Here is a 20,030-nt window from a genome sequence, read left to right as displayed (position 1 = left end):
GGTATGAGCGATATCAAAATAAAAATAACCGACCGAGAAGGCGTTTCGCACGAAGTGGATGCCCCAACCGATATGAACATGAACCTAATGGAGGTAGTGCGTTCCTACGAACTTGCTCCAGAGGGGACCATTGGTATTTGTGGCGGAATGGCGATGTGTGCGTCCTGTCAATGCTATGTGCAGTCCGATCATCAACTTCCTGAAAAGTCGGATGATGAAGAAGCAATGTTGGCCGAGGCCTTTTTCGTAAAGGATAACAGTCGCCTGGGTTGCCAAATCCATATTACCGAGGATTTGGACGGATTGGAAGTAGAATTGGCTCCCGAAGAACCTTAAATTCTTGCCTGATAGGTAAACAGGTTGTAATATCTTCCTTCAGAAGCTATCAATTTTTCGTGAGTGCCCTGTTCCAAGATATGGCCGTTTTCAATCACAAGAATTTGGTCGGCCTTTCGGATGGTACTCAATCGGTGCGCGATTACAAATGTGGTTCTACCTTTGGTAAGCTCCCCCAAACTTTTCTGGATAAGCGCTTCGGATTCCGTGTCCAAACTTGATGTTGCCTCATCCAAAACCAAGATTTTTGGATCGGCCAAAATCGCCCGAGCAATCGCAATCCGCTGACGTTGCCCTCCAGAAAGCTTAACACCACGCTCCCCGATCAAGGTATCCAGTCCTTTATCAAAACGGTCTGTGAATTCATCCACATAAGCAGCTTGTACAGCTTCCAATAATTTTTCTTCGCTGGCATTAGGCCTCGGGAAAAGTATGTTTTCTCGTATGGTTCCCTCGAACAAAAAATCATCTTGCAGTACAACACCTAAATATTGTCTGAAGCTGTTCAAATTCACTTTGGCAAGGTCTTGTGCATCAATGGTAATGGTACCGGAGTCCGGGTTTAAAAAACTGGCCGCTAAGCCAGCAATGGTTGATTTTCCAGAACCAGAACTGCCGACCAAAGCGATAACCTGGCCAGGTTCCACATCAAAACTGATGTTATGCAAAACTTCTTTGTCTTCTTCATAGGAAAAACAGACATCGGAAAACGACATTTGCCCAATAACTTTGTCCAAAACAATGTTTCGGTTTTCCTCATCGGATTCTTCTTCCAAGTTCATCAATTCCTCAGTACGGTCGAGGCCGGCCAAGGCTTCGGTCAATTGACTTCCCACGCTGCTCATTTGCACAATGGGCGCGATCATAAGCCCCAATAAGACCGTAAATTCCACGAATTCACCCACGGTAAGGGTGTCGTGGATAATTTTGTAACCACCGAAACCCATTACGCTGGTAGTAGCTACACCTAGCAAAAAGGTGGAGGAACTCGTCATAAAGGCAGTGGTGGTCAAACTCTTTTTTACATTTTGGTACAGACGCTCCACTCCTACTTCAAAAACTTCTTCTTCCTGCTTTTCTGCATTGAACCCCTTGATCACACGTATGCCGCCCAATGTTTCCGTTAATCTACCTTTGACCTCCGCGTTTATCTTGCCCCGATTCCTGAATATGGGGCGGATGATTTTAAAGGCTTTGAGTGCGATGATCGCAAATATGGTCAACGGGATAAAGGTGAAAAGGGTCATAAATACGCTGATCTCCATCAGCAATATCAAGGAAACCACTGCAGTAATGATACCCCCTACCAATTGCACCAAGCCTGTCCCGATGAGGTTTCGGACACCCTCCACATCCGACATAATCCGGGATACCAAGGCTCCTGATTTAGCGTTGTCGAAAAATCGAACAGGCAAAGCCAATACTTTTTTCTGTACCTGAGCCCGTAGTTCAGAAATCAGGTATTGTGCCTGCACGCTTAAAATTTTGGTCAACAAGAACGAGGTTACGGACTGTACAAGAATCGCTAACATTACGCCAGCGACCAAATATTTGAGCATTTCCACATCCTTTTTCACGATAACATCATCAATAAGGTATTTGGAGGCAATGGGTGCAACAAAACTGGCTGCTTTACTTATGGCAATCAACAAAAGGCCTAGAAAAACAAGTTTCCTTTTGGGCCAAATTATGGTTTTAAATGCGGTAAGGATGCTTACTTTTTTATCGGGCATAACAATTTTTAGAAAGAAACTGCAAGTTACGTCAAATTAAAAGGATGCCGAATCGTTTGGTTTTGGTTACGGAAAAATTACAAACACTATATTTAAATGCTTGAATTATACAAACAGCTATGTTAAAAGTTCGATGGTTTGGTTTTTTGTTTTTGATATGCTCTTTGTGTGCAGCACAACAAGAGTATCCCAAACTGACCGAGATAGTCACGGACAATGCCCAGATTTTTACGCAACAACAGCTCGAAGAACTTCGTAACAAACTGTACCAATTTGAATCAAAGACGACTAATCAATTAGTGATTTTGACCATTGATGCGTTGGGTAATGAGACCATAGAGAAGTATGCCTTAGAGGTTTTTAATCAGAACAGGCTGGGACAAGAAGGCGAGGATAACGGAATACTGATTCTTTTCTCAAAGCTGGATAGGGAAGTCCGAATTGAAGTCGGTTACGGTCTGGAACCCTACATTACCGATGCTGTGGCTTCACGCATCATTCGAAATACAATGATTCCCAGGTTCAAGGATGAGGATTACTTTGGAGGATTGGACGCTGCCACCAACCAAATCATTGAATTTTTAAACAATCCCGATGCACTGGAAGAGTTCAATGCAGAAATAGAGGCCGAAGCTGAAATGCCCTGGTGGCTTTTAGGGGTAATTGGCCTTTTTTTAATGATGTTCGTTGCAGTTGGAGGCTTTGTTTTTTATAAGGGGTATTCCACGTTGATCGAGATAATTCGAGGGATTTTCATTGGGAAGCTGGCGGTGGTCAGAGGTGTGTTTATGGCGGCATTCTCCATGATTCCTTTGATTTTTGGATTGGTCTTTATGGGCATGCCATTGTTTTTTATGACAATGTTGCTCGAATATGATGATATATTGTTTGGACTGTCCAAAGATCTTACTTGGGTATTATTTGTGATTGTTGCATTCATTGCGATCACAATAATCTTGGCAATATTAAAAATCCGTAAAAAAGGTAATGACGATTTCAAGCTATCGTTTTTTAAATCCGACAAGACCTACATGGAGAAAACCTTCTCCTCATCGGGCACACATTCTTTTGGCTCTGGTTCCAGTAGCGGTTCTTCCAGCAGTTTTTCCGGTGGTGGGGGCAGTTCTGGCGGAGGAGGTGCAAGCGGAAGTTGGTAATTGTTTCGGATTTCCCGTATTTTCACCAAACAAACTAAACTGATCCCCGAAATGAGAATTACATTCCTTGCAGCCCTCTTTTTGTTTATTTCCTGTTCCGAAAAACCACAGACCGAGGTGGAACAATGGGAAGCACAAGCTGAAAACATCACCATAATTCGAGATGATTTTGGTGTACCCCACATTTATGGAAAAACGGATGCCGATGCTGTGTTTGGATTGCTTTATGCCCAGTGCGAGGATGATTTTAACAGGGTAGAGCGCAATTATATTTGGGCCACAGGACGTTTGGCCGAAGTTGAAGGTGAGGATGCCTTGTACAGTGACCTACGTGCAAAGCTTTTTATGACAGAAGAAGAAGCCAAGGCCAATTATGAAAACAGTCCTGAATGGCTAAAAGAGCTTTGTGATGCATTTGCTGATGGAATCAATTACTACTTGCATACCCATCCCGAAGTAAAACCAAAATTATTGACCCGTTTTGAACCTTGGATGCCAATGTATTTTAGCGAAGGGTCTATCGGAGGGGACATTGAACGTATATCCACCAGAAAAATCAAAAGTTTTTACGAAAGTGGTATGGAATTGCCCAAGATGGAAGCGCTTCAACTCAAAAAAGAGGAAGAAATGGCAGAACCACAAGGTTCCAATGGAATTGCCATTTCCGGAGACTTGACGGAATCTGGAAATGCGATGCTCTTGATCAATCCACACACCTCTTTTTATTTTAGGGGAGAGGTGCACGTAGTGAGCGAAGAAGGACTGAATGCCTATGGTGCCGTGACTTGGGGGCAATTTTTTGTATATCAAGGCTTCAATGAAAAAACTGGCTGGATGCATACATCGACCTATACCGATGTGATGGATGAGTTTAAGGAAACCATAGTTAAGAATGATGGGAAACTATTTTATCAGTATGGAGAGGAATTACGGCCGGTAGATTCCAGTTCGGTCACCTTAAAATATAAGGATGGGGAGCTTATGAAAGAGAAAACCTTCCCGATGTACCGAACGCACCACGGACCGATCACCCATCAGGTGGATGATCAATGGACGGCATCTGCCATGATGTGGGAACCTGTTAAAGCGTTGGAGCAATCCTACATCCGCACCAAACAGGATGGTTATAAAGGTTTTAGGGAGATGATGGATATCCGAACGAATTCATCCAACAATACCGTTTATGCCGATGCCGAAGGAAACATCGCTTATTTTCATGGTAATTTTGTTCCAAAGCGCGATACCAATTTTGATTATACCGAGCCAGTAGATGGCAGCAATCCCAAAACCGATTGGCAAGGATTGCATACCGTGGATGAAAATATTTTGGTGCTGAATCCAGAAAATGGATGGATTCAAAATTGTAATTCTACGCCGTATACCTCTGCGCTTGAGTTTAGTCCAAAACGCGAAGATTACCCCAATTACATGTCAAGGGACCAAGAAAACTTTAGGGGTATCCATGCCATTGAGCTCTTGACCGGCAGAAGCGGATATACCTTGGACGGACTCATTGAAATGGCACACGACCCTTATTTGCCAGCTTTTGAGGCATTGATTCCTGGGTTGGTAAAAGCGTACGATTCAAATCCAGATCCAGAATTGAAAGAAGCTATTGATGTATTACGTGATTGGGATTTTACAACTTCCAAGGAATCCATTGCCATGACTTTGGCGCATTATTACGGTACGCTCTGTTACTCCAAAGCCGAAAGACCTGAAGGTATGTACTCTATGCAATGGGTGGCATATTGGGGAGATGCATGGGACGATCAAAAGAAACTTGATTTCCTAAAAGAAACTTTGGATATTTTAGAGTCTGATTTTGGAACTTGGAAAATGCCTTGGGGCGAGGTCAACCGTTACCAACGTTTGAACGGCGATATCCGCCAGGCGTTTGATGATGCTAAACCCAGTATTCCCATTGGTTTTGCCAGTGGTCGATGGGGGGCTCTAGCCGCTTACGGAGCTCGTTACAACAACAATACTAAAAAGATTTATGGAACTCGTGGCAACAGTTTTGTGGCTGCCGTGGAGTTTGGGGATAAGGTAAAAGCCAAAACAATGCTGGCAGGAGGTCAAAGTGGAGATCCTGAGTCTCCACATTTCAATGATCAGGCACAACGCTACGCCGATAAGGAGTTCAAAGATGCGGCATATTACAAAGAAGACGTACTAAAACGTGCGGAAGTTACCTATTCGCCAGGTGAGAAGTACTGAGGAAAAAACTTAGTTACTTTTTTCTATACCGCTATCCTCCTCCTTTACAATAATAAGGCTGGCTTTGGAGCCAGTGGATAGATTCCAACGGTTGTTGTGGATAACCACGCCCTTGTCGTCGGTTACGACCACCTGTGCGGTATTGGGCCCTGAAGAGCCCTGGTTAAGAGCTTCGAACTCTATACGGTTAAAACCCTCTGTCAAATCTAGGTTGATACCCTTGAAGGTACCACCAAGTAAAAGATTGTATTCGACTACTTCACCGTTCACGTAAATTTTAATTCGGTCGCCGTCCACATATTCGTGGTCCCTGGCGACTATGCCCACAAATTTGGCTTTGGTCGTAAAATCGCCCAAGTATTGATCGCCAAAATGTTCATTGGCCCCCTTTTCCCGCTTTTCGATTACCTTGGGGTCTATAACCATATCGTGACCAGCTTGCAGCAGTTCCCGGTCCGGCAACATTTTAATGGTCGGTTTATTGTTTTTGGAAGTAAGGTTTTCATCGAGTACGGAAGGCATACGCAATAAAGTACCTTGGTTGCTTGCTTTTACGTCCAGTTTGTTATTGGTTCCTATTTTCAAAGGGCGGGTAGTGGGAATATCCGACGACTGAGCGTGTGCCGAAACAGCTCCCAAAACAATTCCCAAAAAAATGAAAATCAGTCTTTTCATAATAAGAACAAGCGAATATCCTTTTATAAAATTAGCAAATACCTTGCCATCAACAGTATAAATTGTAGTTAAATCGTTAACCTACATACTTTTTTTATGCTTTGGTTTTAATCCAAATAACGGATGAAGTATCGGAATACGTAAAATAATCAGGTCGTAAATCAACCAACTAATACCAAACGTTCCTATTACAAGAATAATTGCTTTTGGCAAAAAGCCCCAACGCAAATCCATCAAAAAATAGGCAATGCCAACTGTAATGGTCTGGTGCAAAATATAGAAAGGATAAACCGCTCTATTGGCATAAGCAAGACCTTTGCTGGGTTTATTGAGGTATTGGGCCGCATAGGCAAAAAGGACCAAAATCCAGGACCACAGGTTCACCACTTTCAATAGTGCTTCGGTGAAATGAATTACATACCCATCTTCAAAATACAACCAAATAATCACTTGACCTGAAAAACCGATCACACCCAAAACAAGTGCCTTTCTCTTTACATTGGCCACTGTTTGCCAAAACACATCGCCCGTAGCTATCAATACGAACCCATAAAAGAACAGGATAATATTGAACGTGAAATTGAACCAATCATCTACCAAGGCATGGGTCACGGGAAAAAAGGGCTCCACCAACGATTCCACAAAGTAGAGTGGAATTACAAATGCATAGATTCCCCATGTTCTTTCAATCAAACGTTTTACCCAAGCAATAAAGCGGGTCTGATGCTTTCTTAAGTAGATAAAAAGTGGGGCCAAAATCCACGAAAACACCAAAAGGTAAGGCAAAAACCAAAGGTGGTGCCAACTGTAGTTTCCTTCCGGATAGATGCCATCGAAAGCAATAGTGGTGAAATATTTCCAATACGAGCCTGTAAATGTCCCATCCACCAAACGCTCAAAATATACTTGTGGAGGCACGATCAAAAACATGCCTACCACCAAGGGAATCCCTAAACGAAGGAAGCGTTCCCATACAAATTTGCCCATGCTTCTTTTGCCCAAGGCGTAGAAGGTCCCCATTCCGGATATAACAAATAGGATGGGCAAACGCCATTGATTCAAGAAAGACATGGGCCAGCGGAGCCAGTCATAAATTACATTGTTTTTTAAGTGCCAGCCCCAGGGAACAAAAAACATTCCTACGTGATAAAATATAAGCAGTGCAAATACAATAACACGTAGCCAATCCAAATCGTAACGTCTGATAGTAGTTTTCATCCTAAAATTTTTCCCAAAGATGAAAACTGCTGCTTAAACACTACGGGTTTTTGGTTCGAGAAAAGTCCTGTATTGCAATTGTGGAGAAATTACACCTTGTTTTGCTTCATAAACGCAGAGGGCGATTGTCCCGTATGTTTTTTAAAAGCATTGTAAAAGGCCGATTTGGACTTGAACCCAACGGATTGGCCAACGGCCTCCACCGTAAGTTGTTTGAATTTTTCGTCCAACAACCTTTGCTGTGCCAAGGCAATTCTTTTTTGGTTGATATAATCGTTAAAGTTGAGACCGCTTTCCGAATTGATCAATTTGGAGATGGTATTGCTATTGGTGTCCAGTTTTTCAGCCACCTTTTTAAGGGTCACCTCTTGATGTGAATAAAATTGGGATTCCGACATAAAACGTTCAATATTCTCAAATTTGATGGTGTTGTTGGTCAGGGTCTCATATTTGTCCGCAATCCACGATTTTTCGAAAAAACGCGATTCGGAGAGAATAAAAAATGAGGTGATAAAAATGGTAATGGATTGCACTATGCCAATAATATGGTCTCCACCATCATCATCATAATTTAAATATATAATAAGCAATGTGAACATAAGGGCAAGAAAGAAAATAACCGTATTCCTGGAAAAAACGTACTTATCCACTTTAATGTTTTTAGAAGAGGACCACTCTCTTTTTCTGGTTTTTAGCAACAGTAAAAGGGACAAAATCAAATAGAATGCAAAACTGAAAAGGACCAGCCATCTAAATTGGTTTTTGATATGGTGATAAGAGTAATTTATGCTTTCTGGGACATCTACAAATCCCAGTTCCCTATGGTATGCACTCAAATAGGCATTTAATTTTACCTGAATAGGGCTAAGGTAATAGTTGATTTGAGAAATAAGATAAAGCAAGGGGAGTATAAAATGTGGCCAATGCTTTTTTAGAGTGATGGGCTTTCGTTCCAATAAGGTATACAGGAAAAAATATAGGGTAGGTGTGATCAAGAGTACCAAAACCTCCGTGGAATCGTTCAGGTGGATCACGTATTTCATTAAGCCGGTGTAGCATAGGTAAATGTCCAAAAACACCAGGCATTGAACCAATAGGGACCAGCCGAACAAATTAATGGCCGATTTCCGTTTTGCCCTTAAAAAAATGACAAAGGCCAAGAAGAACCCTTGTACAATGCCCAATAGCATGATGTGGGACGCAAGGTCGTAACGTATAGGAATTTGATCTAATATAACCTTTACATCTTCCATGTTAAGGGTGTAAATTGTATCTTGAAGACAAAAGTACAAACGAAAAGTACCAATCTTTTTTTAATCAACCCGGCCAAAATGAAAAAGAGACAGTTTTTACGCTATATGGGCAGCGCTGCAATGGCCGCCCCATTATTACCACTTACCTTGGAAAACACATCCAAAAATGTAATGCCATATCCTGAGAAGGATAGCGAGGCTTTTTGGGAGCGGATCAGAAAAGATTACAAACTGAAACCGGATTACATCAACCTTGAAAGCGGGTACTACAATATAGTTCCCACTCCCATTCTGGAGAAATACACGGAACACGTGCAACGCGTGAATTATGAAGGCTCTTATTACATGCGTACAGTGCAATGGGACAACAAGAAAAAGGCCGCCACGCGTGTGGCCGAATTGGTCAATTGTTCAGAAAAGGAATTGATCATTACCCGAAACACAACAGAATCCTTGGATATGATCATAGGTGGCTATCCATGGGAAAAGGGAGATGAAGCCATTTATGCTGTTCAGGACTATGGGGCCATGCAAGTACATTTTCATCAAATGGAAGACCGTTATGGAATTGTTTGCAAAAAAGTGTCCTTGCCCAATCACCCGGAATCGGATGAAGAAATTGTATCGCTCTATGAATCACAGATTACACCTAATACCAAATTGTTAATGGTGTGCCATATGGTCAATGTCACGGGTCAAATTTTGCCCGTTCGAAAAATATGTGATATGGCTCATTCCCACGGTGTTGAGGTGATGGTTGATGGTGCTCATTGCGTAGGACATATAAAGGTTGATTTGGCCGAACTGGACTGCGATTACTATGGCTCCAGTTTACATAAATGGCTTTGTGCCCCTTTAGGAGCGGGGATGCTGTATGTTGCCGAAAGGAATATTCCGAAGATTTGGCCTTTATTGGCCGAGCATGAAAATGATCAGACCAAAATTCGCAGGCTGAACCATACGGGAACCCATCCAGTGCACACGGACCTGACCATAAACGACGCTGTGGATTATCTTGAAATGATTGGTGCTGAGCGAAAGGAAAACCGCATGCGTTATTTACAACGATATTGGAGCGATCAGTTGCGGAACGTGGACAATGTGATTATCAATACGCCGATCGAGCCCCACAGAAGTTGTGGTATTGCCAACGTTGGGCTTACGAACATGAAGCCAAGCGAAATGGCCAAAACGTTACTGGAGGAGTTCAATGTTTGGACGGTGGCCATAGATTTTGAGAATGTGCACGGATGCCGGATCACTCCCAATGTATTTACCACTGTAGATGAGTTGGACCATTTTGTGGGAGCTGTCAAAACTATGGCGAAACGAGCTTAGTGGTCAACATAATCCTCAAGTTTCTCAGGGCCTTCCAGCAAAACCCTAACAATTTGGAGAGTACCGTCAGGTTTGGTATCGATATGCCACTTGATGAGGGATATTTTACCATTTTCAATTTCAATACCAGTAATGCTTCTAGGATGAACACAACTGCCATCGTTAAAAAAGGGAATTTGGCCCGGCTCGGGAAATCGAGGCCTATGGGTATGTCCGGCCAAGGTAACCAGTAGATCCTTTTTTAAAATCCACCGTTTGATTCGTTTTTCTATACGGATAAGTTCCTTATAGTTTTTAGCAGGACTTGTAGGGTCTGCTATACCCACCACTTGTAACGGTTTCCATAAAATTCGGACCAAAAACCGGCCAATGCGCCAACATACATAGTTCCACCAATCCGCTTGGTGTCCATGAACACAAAAAATTTCTTGTCCGGTGTCAGCATTTTTTAATATAAGTGCTTCATGGTAGTTGATGCCTTCAAAAAGCTTTTTGTCGGAGCCATCAATGGGTTCAAAATAATGGGATAGGTGTTTGTCGACATAGTCAGGATCTCTGTATACCATATCGTGGTTGCCCCAGAGCATATGAAGACGCTTTTCCAAATGGAACCTTCGCAGAAGCTGGTACACATTTTTGTGCGCTTCAAAAATGGATTCAAAACTCAAGTTTTCCCAAAGTTCGTCCCCATCGCCTAGTTCAATGTAATGGAAGCCTTCTCGATAATAATGGTTCAGGGCATGAAAATAAATGTTCCGATTGTTTGCGAAATCATCGGCAAAGCTGTTGTCCCCTCTATGGCAATCGCTAAAAAAGATAAACTTGGAATCCTTATCAAACGGAATCGTCATGGCGTTTTGGTAGGCTCTGTCTAACCGGGTTGAAGAGGACATGGAAAAGAATTTTGCTAAATATCCTTAAAAATGACGATTTGTCCATAAAGTTACCCATAAAACGACATGCATTTTTACTTTTTGTAACTTTGCCCTCTAATCCTCGACTAACTGTGTATGAAGCACGACTACCATTCGGAAAGTCCTTTGGTTCAATTGGTGAGTTTCAACAAATTGCTGGAACACTACGATGAACAACTAAAAAGTTCCAATCCACATGATGCTGAAAGAGCGAAGTATGTTTTGGAGGCACAGGCCCCGTATCCGGAATTAAGGGAAGGTTTTTCCGATTTGTCTTTGTTGGACAAACACAAGGATGTGATTCGAGTGATTTTGGAGGATTCCTTTTCTCCAATTTTAACCAAGAACGAAATTAAAACAGCATCCACTCCTTTTGAAAATCTGGTGTTCAATTCTTCTGAAAGGTTTCGTCAAATCCTAAAAGATGCGGGCGACGATTTTGACTTGGAAATAACCAATATACCACGAGAGTTCGGTTATATCATGCGATCCACCGTAATCCTGAAGTTTTATTACGGGTATAATTTGGATTTTAGACGTCCCTTCTTTTATGATATACCGGATACCAACGGAGTGATGCGCAGGTACCGCATTTTGTACAATGCGGACTTTATGGAAATTATTCCGACCGATAAGGCCAAGGAGATTACCCAAGACGATGTGGATGAGTTGTTGGACAACTTTTACAACCTTGACCTATGGAAGAAAAAAATACCACCGAATAGTTTTATAGCCAAAGGTTTTGTTATTTCCAATATGTTCGATGTAACTGCGGAGCACTCGGTCTCGGAAATAAAGTCTACCCTGATCGGAAGAACCCAAAGAGGCAAGGAGTCCTTTATGGAGAATTTCGAAGATACGTTTAGGTCGTTTTTTAGGCTCAACGATATAAAAGTCGGCTTTGCGGGGTACGATTCCGGTGCAAACCATTTTTTTAAGATATATGGAAAGGGCATGGACAGTTATATCCTTAACGGCAAGGATACGGAGAAGTGCGATTCTACCTTTTGCAATTATTCACATGGAAAATTGTTCAAAGAGAACAAATATTTTGCTATTTCCAACGTAGAAAAATATTTTGAACGTACCAATGGCAAGGTGCAACCCTATAAAAACCTGATTGAACAAGGCATTAAAAGTGCCATTTTGGCCCCAATTTCCGTAAATGGTGAATTATTGGGGGTTCTTGAGTTGGTTTCCGGTAAAGCAAACGAACTCAATAGTGTAAATGCCAATAAGCTCGATGATGTAATGCCGTACATTATTGCAGCGGTAATGCGAACCATCGAGGAAGAAGAGAACTTGATCGATGCGGTTATCCAGCATGAGTGTACCTCTGTGCATCCATCGGTATATTGGAAGTTCCAAGAAGAGGCCAAACGATTTATGGCGGATGAATTGGCTGGCAATGAACCCGTATTTAAAGAGATTGTTTTTAAAGATGTCTATCCCTTATATGGCCAAATTGACATCAAGGATTCCGCAAAGCAACGTAACCTGGCCATTCAGAGGGATCTAATGATCCAACTTTCCGAAATCAATGATATCCTGGAAATCGCATTCAATAAATACAAGCTTCCCATTTATGAAGAGTTGATGTTTAGGGTAAACAACTATTTGAATGAGGTTAAGGAAGCATTGTTCACACACACCGAACAGGCCGTTTTTGATTTTGTAAAAGAAGAAGTGGACCCTGTGTTCAATCACCTTCAAAAGGAAGATGGTGACATTGCTGCGCTTTTGGGCAAGTATAACGAAAAGATAGACAAAGCCACCGAAAGCTATTACGACCATCGCAGAAATTACGATAACAGCGTAATGGAGGCCAATATGAAGTTGGCAACCCTTTTGGATAAAAAACAGGAAGAGGCCCAAGAAATGTTCCCACATTATTTTGAGCGCTATAAAACAGATGGCGTGGAGCACAATATGTACATCGGGAGCTCTATTGCCAAAGATCAGGAATTCAATGAACTCTTCTTGAGCAATCTAAGGTTATGGCAGCTTCAAGTAATGTGCGAAATGGAGAACAGGTACTACAGCCTTAAACCCCATTTGCCGGTTAAATTGGATGTGGCATCCCTGGTTTTGGTATACAGCACATCTTTGGCCATTCGTTTTAGAATGGATGAAAAACGTTTTGATGTTGATGGCACCTATAACGCCAGGTATGAAGTCATTAAAAAACGCATAGACAAGTCCTATATCAAAGGAACCAACGAGCGCCTTACACAAAAAGGAAAACTGGCCATAGTATATTCCCAACGCAAGGATGAAAAAGAGTATTTGCGGTACATCAGTTTTTTAAAGGCCAAAGGTTACTTTACCAACAATATTGAAATCGTTGAATTGGAAGGTGTTCAAGGTGTATCTGGTTTAAAAGCGATACGTGCGGAGATATTGTATCAAACGGATAAAACATCGGAGCGCACCTACACGTACGATGACCTTATGGCAGAATTGAGCAAGTGATTTAAAAAATCAATCTTTCAGGTCCAAAAAAGCGAAAGGCAATCCCAAAAGCAATAACCGATATAATGATGCCCAACATGAAAATGTTGTAGGTCAAACGCAATATCTTATATTTTCTGTTCAAAACAATACCTAAATAATAGAGGTCCTTGGTCAGCGAGGAGTACACATAGTCTTTGTCCTTTACCAGTTCTTGTACCGCCGATTGGTATTCTTCTAAACCCATTTGATGGAAGTTGCCGAAAAACAAAAGGTTTACTCTTCTTTTCTCTATGTCTTCTTTGGTGAATTTACCAGTTGTAATGTTGGGTCGAGTGGCCAAAACCGATAGCACCATGGAAACCACACTGAACAGGATCAATATAAAAGTAGGATAAATCATGTAGGTATTTGTGGGATTGTCCAACTTGGTAAGCAAATTGGCCAAGACCAAAGAAATTATAATGGCATTTACGGACAGTAATATGTTTGCTTTGGTGTCGGCAATATCACTAAGTTTAAGATGGTTTCTTAAGGTGACCCTATACAAAGTTTGAACGCTCCTGTCCGGACTTTCACTCTTGTACTTAGCTTTTAGCGCTTCTTTTTTGGCGATTTTCTTCTCGGCCTTTTTATCCTTTAGGAGCTGCTTTAAATTTTTTTGTTTGCCCTCTTCCCATTGCTCCTTGGCATAATCGGTATAGAAAAAATGATTGCGAAACATTTTAATGTTCTTGTCCCGCCATTTTTTTGATGAATAATCCGCAACGCCAAGTTCTTTGAGTTCCTCCTTTAAAAAATCCGTTGTTTCCCAGTAACTCTTTTTTGCAAAGTGGGATACGTCGGCATCACGAATAATACTTTCTTTAAGATCAGTGGGCTCATGGTACATTTTGGTTGCCAAGATCAAAGAGCATATGTCTTCGATTCCTTTTGGGTCGTAGCCATTTTTTTTAAGAAAATCAGTTGCAATTTCACAACTGCTTTCTTCATGGTCCTTACAGCCTTTTATATGGCCCACATCATGAAACCAAGCTGCTAACAATAACCGCTCGTTTTCAACCTCCTCCAAGTTGTAATAATTGAGCAATTCTTTAGTACTTTTGACTACTCGTTGGGTATGTCGCAAGTTGTGGTACAAAAATCTGGGGTCCAGTTTTTCCGTTAACAACTCAGAAACAAAGTGTTTAGTTTTCTCAACAATTTCCGACATAATTCCAAATTAGAACATCCAAATTACAAAATTTGGAATCAACCTCGTGGATATGAAGAAACATTATTTGTTGGTCTTTTTGATTGTCTTGGCCTCAGGTTGCGCTACCTACGAAACCAAATATGCAGAGCCTTTTTCTGTTTATCCCGCTTCGGATGATAGGGAGGTTGAACACACCTTTTATTTGATCGGTGATGCAGGTAAATCCCCGATGGGAGATTTAAATCCCACATTAAAAGCGTTTAAAAAAGTTTTGGACGATGCAGATGCCAATAGCACCACCATTTTTTTGGGAGATAATATTTACCCGGCAGGTCTGCCAGACAAAAAGGATTCCACCATTGCCTATTTGGAGGCCAAAAACCATTTGGATGCCCAATTGAGTACTTTGGAGCACTTTAAGGGTGAAAAGCTTTTTATTCCTGGCAATCATGATTGGTATACCGATGGTCTTAAAGGGTTGAAACGCGAGGAGGAATATGTGGAGGATGTATTGGACAACAATGATGCTTTTCAGCCCGAAAATGGTTGTCCAATCGAGGAAATAGAAATCAATGACAACGTATTGGTCGTTGCTATAGATACGGAGTGGTACCTTGTTAATTGGGATAAGCACCCAACTATTAATGACGAGTGCGAGATTAAGACCAGAAGCCGCTTTTTTGAAGAACTCGAGAGTATCATAAAGAAAAATAGGGACAAAACGGTTGTGCTCGCCATGCACCATCCCATGTTTTCCTATGGCTCACACGGCGGGCAGTTCTCTTTTAAACAAGGAATCTACCCCAATGGTGGCCAAGTGCCCATGCCCGTTTTAGGTGCAGCCATCAATCTACTGAGAAAAACTTCTGGCGCCACCTCCGAAGATCTTTCCAACAAAAGGTATGATGAACTTAGGAACAGAATTGTTACGCTCTCCCAATATTCAGATAAGATCATCTTTGCATCCGGGCACGAACATACCCTCCAATACATCGAGGAATATGGTAAGCCTCAAATCGTAAGTGGTTCCGGAGCAAAAACAGGAGCGACCCGACTGTTGAACGGAAGTAAATTTTCCACGGGAAGAAATGGATATGCAATTTTAAAGGTATTTACGGATGGCTCCTCGCAAGTAGCGTTTTATGGAACCACCGCCGATTCGGCTACCATGCTGTATCAAACGGAAGTGCTGCCACCGGATAGGTCTAACAAGAAAGTTGAGCTACCTGATGATTTTCCCCCGTATAAAATGGCTTCGGTTTATGAGCCCGAGGAAATTGAAAAAAGTGGGTTTCACAAATGGTTGTGGGGAGAACGGTACAGAAAATATTACGGAACCAAAGTAAAAGCCCCTACGGTCCGGTTGGATACTCTTTTAGGAGGGCTAACGGTTGTTCGGAAAGGAGGCGGAAATCAATCCAACTCCTTACGTTTGGCCGATAAGGATGGTAGGGAATACGTGATGAGAGGTCTACGAAAAAGTGCTGAAAGATACCTTCAGTCCATTGCTTTTCAAGAACAGTACATTGTCGGTAAGTTCGAGGATACTTACACCGAAAGATTATTGTTGGACATTTATACAGGGGCACATCCTTATGCTCCCTTTACTATTGACAGACTTTCCAGAGCACTTGGGATGTACCATACGAACCCCAAGCTATATTATGTGCCCAAACAGTCCGTTCTGGGCGATTTCAACAAAGAGTTTGGTGATGGATTGTACATGATAGAGGAGCATGTTTCCGATGATCATGATAACCTGAAAAGCTTCGGGTATACCAAGAAGATTGAGAGTACGTACGACCTTATGGATAAACTCCGTGAAGATGAGGAGTACAGTATTGACCAAAAGGAATATGTAAAGGCCCGTTTGTTCGATATTTTGATCGGCGATTGGGATAGGCACGTGGACCAATGGCGTTGGGCCGAATTTGAAATGGAGAACGGGAACAAGGTATACAAACCCATTGCTCGGGATAGGGATCAAGTGTTTTCCCGATGGGGAGACGGCCTTATCATGAATTTTGGATCGAGAGCGGTTCCTTCCCTTCGTATTTTTGAAGGCTTTCATAAAGAAATAAGAAGTGTAAAAGGATTTACATCCTCACCACGAACTTTTGCTTTGGATATGGCCCTGCTATCCGAAACCGATATGCAAATGTGGGTAGATCAAGCCAAATTCATTCAGGAAAACTTAAATGGAGATATTATTGATGATGCTTTTTTAGCCTTTCCGGAAGAGGTGAGGGATGAAACCTTGACGGAAATCAAGAACATACTTTTGGCCCGAAAGGAAAACTTGGTTGAAACAGCGCAGGAATATTACGCTATTTTGAACAAGTACAGTGTAATTGCCGGGACCGACAAAGATGACTATTTCAATATAGTCTCATTGCCAAATGGCGATGTTGAGGTGAGGGCTTACCGTATAAAAGGTGGGGATTATACGGATTTGTTTTTCAACAAAGTATATAGTCCCGATGATACCAAGGAGATTTGGATTTATGGCCTGGATGATGATGATGTTTTTGAGGCCAATACGGAAACTTCAAAAATAAAAGTCCGCATTGTCGGGGGTCAGAACAATGACATTTACAAAATATCCGAAAACTCAAAAAAACTATGGGTCTACGACTTTAAGTCGAAGAAGAATACCCTGGAAGAGGCTTATGGTGGCAATATTAATTTAATAAACGACTACGATACCAATACCTACGAGTTTTTGAATATCAAGGCAAGCAACAACCAAGTGGTGCCCACCATTGGGTTTAATCCAGATGATGGGGTTAGGCTTGGTTTAACCAATACCTACACATTTAATGGATTCAGGAAAAATCCATTTACGCAACAACATACATTTAATGCGGCCTATTACTTTGCCACAAACGGGTTTGATTTAGGGTACAAGGGTGAGTTTGCCCATGTGCTCAACAAGGTGAACCTAGAGGTCCATGCGAGGTTTACAAGCCCCAACTTTACACGGAACTTTTTCGGATTTGGGAATGAGACAGTGAACAACGATGACGAAGAACCATTGGAATTGGATTATAACAGGGTTCGTATACGAACCCTAAAATTGGCACCCTCATTGGTTTGGAGAGGCTTTTATGGTTCTAAGGTTCGAATGGGTGTGGCCTATGAAAACATTGAGATCGAGGAAACCCAAAATAGGTTCATCAACGAGTTTTATCTGGAAAACGGTGAGGAAAACCATTTGAGTTTTTTCGGAATCGATGGGGAATACACCTATTCAAACACGGATAGTGAAGCATTTCCAACTTTGGGAATGGCGTTCAGCTTAGAAGGCGGTTTTAAAACCAATCTGGATGATTCTTCAAGATCTTTTGGGTACGTAGTCCCATCATTTTCCATGGACCATAAACTTACAGCTGATGGTCGCCTGGTTTTTGCAACAAAACTTAAAGGTCATTTCACCATAGGAAATGGATATGAATTTTATCAAGCTGCCAGCATAGGAGGAGATAATGGGCTTCGTGGGTTTAGGTTTCAACGGTTTACAGGTAAAACGGCCTATTTTCAAAACACGGACCTTAGATATAGCTTTAGAGGAGTAAAAACAGGGCTTATGCCAGTGAATCCCGGAATTTACGGAGGGTTCGATTATGGCCGTGTTTGGTACCCTGGCGAGGATTCCGATAAATGGCACAATTCCTACGGGGGCGGGTTTTTCTTGAACGGAGCAGATATACTCTCCGCCAACTTTGGGTTGTTCAATAGCACCGATGGTCTAAGGTTTGCTTTTGGACTGGGATTTGGCTTCTAATTAAGTATGAATTCGTAAAGCTTTCTACCTCCATACCTATTTTGCTCATCGGCAATAAGAAGGGTTCCGTTGCCTGCAAAACACACCGATTCAATTTGGGTATCAGTGTTTAGATCAATGATTTTAATCGATGACTTCGTAAAATCCGGAGCTTCAAAATCAGTGAGCAAAAAAACAAATCCATAACTCAATAAAGCAATGGTTTTTCCATCCGGAGCAATATCAGCACTTGTTACGGAGCAATGGTCTTGATCCGCACATAGAAATAGGGAGCCCAAAAATTCGGCTTCGTAATCTCCCTCCTGATCGGGTACTCTATAAATCAACGTTTTTCCGGAGTAAGGCCTGGTTCTGTTTTTTGTAAAGATGTATAGATGGTCGTTTAGATGGAAAAAGCCTTCAGTGTCAAAATACAGACTGTCCTTTTGTGGGGGAAAATCATTTTGCTGCGGGTATTTGAATTCAATTTTGTCGGCATTGGGCTCTTTTTTGTCCATTTCATCTTCAGGAATCTTATAGATGACCAAATCTTCGCGCTCATTATCATTATTCCCAAAATCACCAATGTACAGATTGCCGTCATTGTCCAAGGTCAAATCTTCCCAGTCCTTGTTTTTGGCATGATCTATTTTTAATGACTCCTTGATATCACCATCCTTATCTACCCTATATATTTTGTCCTTATTGCCGCTATCTTCAATGACCCATATTTCGCCATCCTTGGTGACGTCCATTCCGGAGACTTCCTTAAGTTTTGATGGGAATTTGCCTAACTGGTCCAGTTTTCCCAAATATGTTTTTTGGGCACAGGCCTGTGCTACTATCAGTAAAGAAATTAGGACAAGTTTATTCATCGGATTCCTTTATGGGCATGAATACTTCGGTTGTCCACTCCAATTCGTTTCCACCCATATTTGGGTTATTGTAGAAAACTTCAATGGGTTTTTTCTCTATGGCGATATTATTTTCTTTCGCATAGTCCATAATAGCATACCATGCTCGGTCCGAAGTTATATAGTTTCCGTGATAAATAGCTTTAATGGCATTTTTGCCAAAGATGCGTTTGTATTCAATGTCCGGATGGTCGGGAAGTCTTTCGGAGCGAATAATGGGGTTGCAAAAATTATAAGTGAGGCTGTTGTTTTCCAAATCCCAATCCAATACTTCCACAAATGGAGGGCCGTTCAATTTAATTTGTTTCTCCAAAAGTATAGCATTAAGAAAGTTGTAATTGGCCATCATGCCCTTTGCTTTGTCTTCTGGTGATGTTGTAAGTTGAACACAGGCACAAAATGAAGAGAAAGTTTCTTCTTCCCCTTCAATGGTCACATTGAAACCTTTGATGTGTTCGTTGAGAAAATCATTAAAATCCAGAAGCAATTTTCGGGAGCCTATTTCAAAATCGGTATCCGAAAAAGGGACTGCCAAACGGTTGTTAATTGAGTGGTCCAGGTCTTTTATGTTTACCTGAACCTCACTCAAGGAATCGTGAACCGGTTTTATTTCCCATTCGTATTCATGAACGGAATCGTTCACGAAGATGGTCTGCTTAAAATGGCTTGGGCTTATGTAATCTACAGGTACAATAGAATCAAAGCCCTTGTTCCATGCCTTTACGGATTCGAATATGGTGCCTGGAATTGCCTTGGCCTTAAAATTAACCTGATAATCTTGAGGCTTTAAAAAAAGGTACCACAAAATCACTCCTACCACAATGGCTAGGATTATTGAAATAATCTTCCTCATAACTAAGGAG

General features: G+C 41.7%; 14 protein-coding genes. 6 read left to right on the top strand and 8 right to left on the bottom strand.

Translation table 11 applies throughout. The features are described 5' to 3' along the window. The first annotated feature begins 3 nt into the window (after window positions 1-3). Entirely contained in the window at window positions 4-336 is a 333-nt protein-coding gene (locus J0X13_RS08470; protein WP_207071022.1) for a 2Fe-2S iron-sulfur cluster-binding family protein, read from the top strand. Here the strand turns inward: J0X13_RS08470 and J0X13_RS08465 are convergent. After that, window positions 333-2,069: an ABC transporter ATP-binding protein gene (locus tag J0X13_RS08465; protein WP_207071021.1), complete on the bottom strand. Its 1,737-nt coding sequence runs from the start codon at window positions 2,067-2,069 to the stop codon at window positions 333-335. The genes J0X13_RS08470 and J0X13_RS08465 overlap by 4 nt on opposite strands. A gap of 119 nt (window positions 2,070-2,188) precedes the next feature. Between J0X13_RS08465 and J0X13_RS08460 the strand changes: the two genes are divergently transcribed. Continuing rightward, window positions 2,189-3,226: a TPM domain-containing protein gene (locus J0X13_RS08460; protein WP_207071020.1), complete on the top strand. Its 1,038-nt coding sequence runs from the start codon at window positions 2,189-2,191 to the stop codon at window positions 3,224-3,226. Window positions 3,227-3,277: 51 nt separating this feature from the next. Then, window positions 3,278-5,446: an acylase gene (locus J0X13_RS08455; protein ID WP_207071019.1), complete on the top strand. Its 2,169-nt coding sequence runs from the start codon at window positions 3,278-3,280 to the stop codon at window positions 5,444-5,446. A gap of 9 nt (window positions 5,447-5,455) precedes the next feature. On the opposite strand, the gene J0X13_RS08450 is transcribed toward J0X13_RS08455, so the two are convergent. From J0X13_RS08450 to J0X13_RS08440, 3 genes are all read right to left on the bottom strand, one after another. Next, window positions 5,456-6,121 (bottom strand): hypothetical protein, encoded by a 666-nt coding sequence (locus tag J0X13_RS08450; RefSeq protein ID WP_207071018.1) that lies wholly within the window; start codon window positions 6,119-6,121, stop codon window positions 5,456-5,458. A gap of 81 nt (window positions 6,122-6,202) precedes the next feature. After that, window positions 6,203-7,339, bottom strand: a complete 1,137-nt coding sequence (locus tag J0X13_RS08445) for an acyltransferase family protein (RefSeq protein WP_207071017.1) — start codon at window positions 7,337-7,339, stop codon at window positions 6,203-6,205. Between the two features lie 89 nt (window positions 7,340-7,428). Further along, window positions 7,429-8,592: a helix-turn-helix domain-containing protein gene (locus tag J0X13_RS08440; protein WP_207071016.1), complete on the bottom strand. Its 1,164-nt coding sequence runs from the start codon at window positions 8,590-8,592 to the stop codon at window positions 7,429-7,431. A 78-nt stretch (window positions 8,593-8,670) separates the two neighbouring features. Here J0X13_RS08440 and J0X13_RS08435 point away from each other — a divergent pair, with 78 nt between their 5' ends. Continuing rightward, window positions 8,671-9,930, top strand: a complete 1,260-nt coding sequence (locus J0X13_RS08435; RefSeq protein WP_207071015.1) for an aminotransferase class V-fold PLP-dependent enzyme — start codon at window positions 8,671-8,673, stop codon at window positions 9,928-9,930. Here J0X13_RS08435 and J0X13_RS08430 read toward each other — a convergent pair. Then, a complete protein-coding gene (locus J0X13_RS08430; RefSeq protein ID WP_207071014.1) occupies window positions 9,927-10,823 on the bottom strand; it encodes a metallophosphoesterase in 897 nt (298 codons plus the stop codon). The two genes, J0X13_RS08435 and J0X13_RS08430, sit on opposite strands and share 4 nt — an antisense overlap. A gap of 117 nt (window positions 10,824-10,940) precedes the next feature. Between J0X13_RS08430 and J0X13_RS08425 the strand changes: the two genes are divergently transcribed. Further along, a complete protein-coding gene (locus tag J0X13_RS08425; protein WP_207071013.1) occupies window positions 10,941-13,316 on the top strand; it encodes a GAF domain-containing protein in 2,376 nt (791 codons plus the stop codon). A gap of 1 nt (window position 13,317) precedes the next feature. On the opposite strand, the gene J0X13_RS08420 is transcribed toward J0X13_RS08425, so the two are convergent. Next, on the bottom strand, window positions 13,318-14,508 hold the full coding sequence (locus J0X13_RS08420; protein WP_207071012.1) for a Pycsar system effector family protein: 1,191 nt from the start codon (window positions 14,506-14,508) through the stop codon (window positions 13,318-13,320). Window positions 14,509-14,560: 52 nt separating this feature from the next. On the opposite strand from J0X13_RS08420, the gene J0X13_RS08415 reads away from it, so the two are divergent. Next, window positions 14,561-18,274, top strand: coding sequence for a metallophosphoesterase (locus tag J0X13_RS08415; RefSeq protein ID WP_207071011.1), 3,714 nt, complete (start codon window positions 14,561-14,563; stop codon window positions 18,272-18,274). Here the strand turns inward: J0X13_RS08415 and J0X13_RS08410 are convergent. Beyond that, window positions 18,271-19,128, bottom strand: a complete 858-nt coding sequence (locus J0X13_RS08410) for an NHL repeat-containing protein (RefSeq protein ID WP_207071010.1) — start codon at window positions 19,126-19,128, stop codon at window positions 18,271-18,273. The genes J0X13_RS08415 and J0X13_RS08410 overlap by 4 nt on opposite strands. After that, on the bottom strand, window positions 19,121-20,020 hold the full coding sequence (locus tag J0X13_RS08405) for a GyrI-like domain-containing protein (RefSeq protein WP_207071009.1): 900 nt from the start codon (window positions 20,018-20,020) through the stop codon (window positions 19,121-19,123). The genes J0X13_RS08410 and J0X13_RS08405 overlap by 8 nt, the downstream gene beginning before the upstream one ends. Between the last annotated feature and the right edge of the window lie 10 nt (window positions 20,021-20,030).

Source organism: [Muricauda] lutisoli (nom. illeg.), from assembly GCF_017313105.1.
Lineage (GTDB): Bacteria > Bacteroidota > Bacteroidia > Flavobacteriales > Flavobacteriaceae > Flagellimonas > Flagellimonas lutisoli.
Note: the sequence above shows the minus strand (reverse complement) of the source record. Positions and strands in the feature narration are given on the sequence as shown.

Bases quoted from the DNA above. Each gene is read 5' to 3' on its own strand.
- J0X13_RS08470 (WP_207071022.1), top strand. From the start codon at position 4: ATGAGCGATATCAAAATAAAAATAACCGACCGAGAAGGCGTTTCGCAC.
- J0X13_RS08465 (WP_207071021.1), bottom strand. From the start codon at position 2,069: ATGCCCGATAAAAAAGTAAGCATCCTTACCGCATTTAAAACCATAATT.
- J0X13_RS08460 (WP_207071020.1), top strand. From the start codon at position 2,189: ATGTTAAAAGTTCGATGGTTTGGTTTTTTGTTTTTGATATGCTCTTTG.
- J0X13_RS08455 (WP_207071019.1), top strand. From the start codon at position 3,278: ATGAGAATTACATTCCTTGCAGCCCTCTTTTTGTTTATTTCCTGTTCC.
- J0X13_RS08450 (WP_207071018.1), bottom strand. From the start codon at position 6,121: ATGAAAAGACTGATTTTCATTTTTTTGGGAATTGTTTTGGGAGCTGTT.
- J0X13_RS08445 (WP_207071017.1), bottom strand. From the start codon at position 7,339: ATGAAAACTACTATCAGACGTTACGATTTGGATTGGCTACGTGTTATT.
- J0X13_RS08440 (WP_207071016.1), bottom strand. From the start codon at position 8,592: ATGGAAGATGTAAAGGTTATATTAGATCAAATTCCTATACGTTACGAC.
- J0X13_RS08435 (WP_207071015.1), top strand. From the start codon at position 8,671: ATGAAAAAGAGACAGTTTTTACGCTATATGGGCAGCGCTGCAATGGCC.
- J0X13_RS08430 (WP_207071014.1), bottom strand. From the start codon at position 10,823: ATGTCCTCTTCAACCCGGTTAGACAGAGCCTACCAAAACGCCATGACG.
- J0X13_RS08425 (WP_207071013.1), top strand. From the start codon at position 10,941: ATGAAGCACGACTACCATTCGGAAAGTCCTTTGGTTCAATTGGTGAGT.
- J0X13_RS08420 (WP_207071012.1), bottom strand. From the start codon at position 14,508: ATGTCGGAAATTGTTGAGAAAACTAAACACTTTGTTTCTGAGTTGTTA.
- J0X13_RS08415 (WP_207071011.1), top strand. From the start codon at position 14,561: ATGAAGAAACATTATTTGTTGGTCTTTTTGATTGTCTTGGCCTCAGGT.
- J0X13_RS08410 (WP_207071010.1), bottom strand. From the start codon at position 19,128: ATGAATAAACTTGTCCTAATTTCTTTACTGATAGTAGCACAGGCCTGT.
- J0X13_RS08405 (WP_207071009.1), bottom strand. From the start codon at position 20,020: ATGAGGAAGATTATTTCAATAATCCTAGCCATTGTGGTAGGAGTGATT.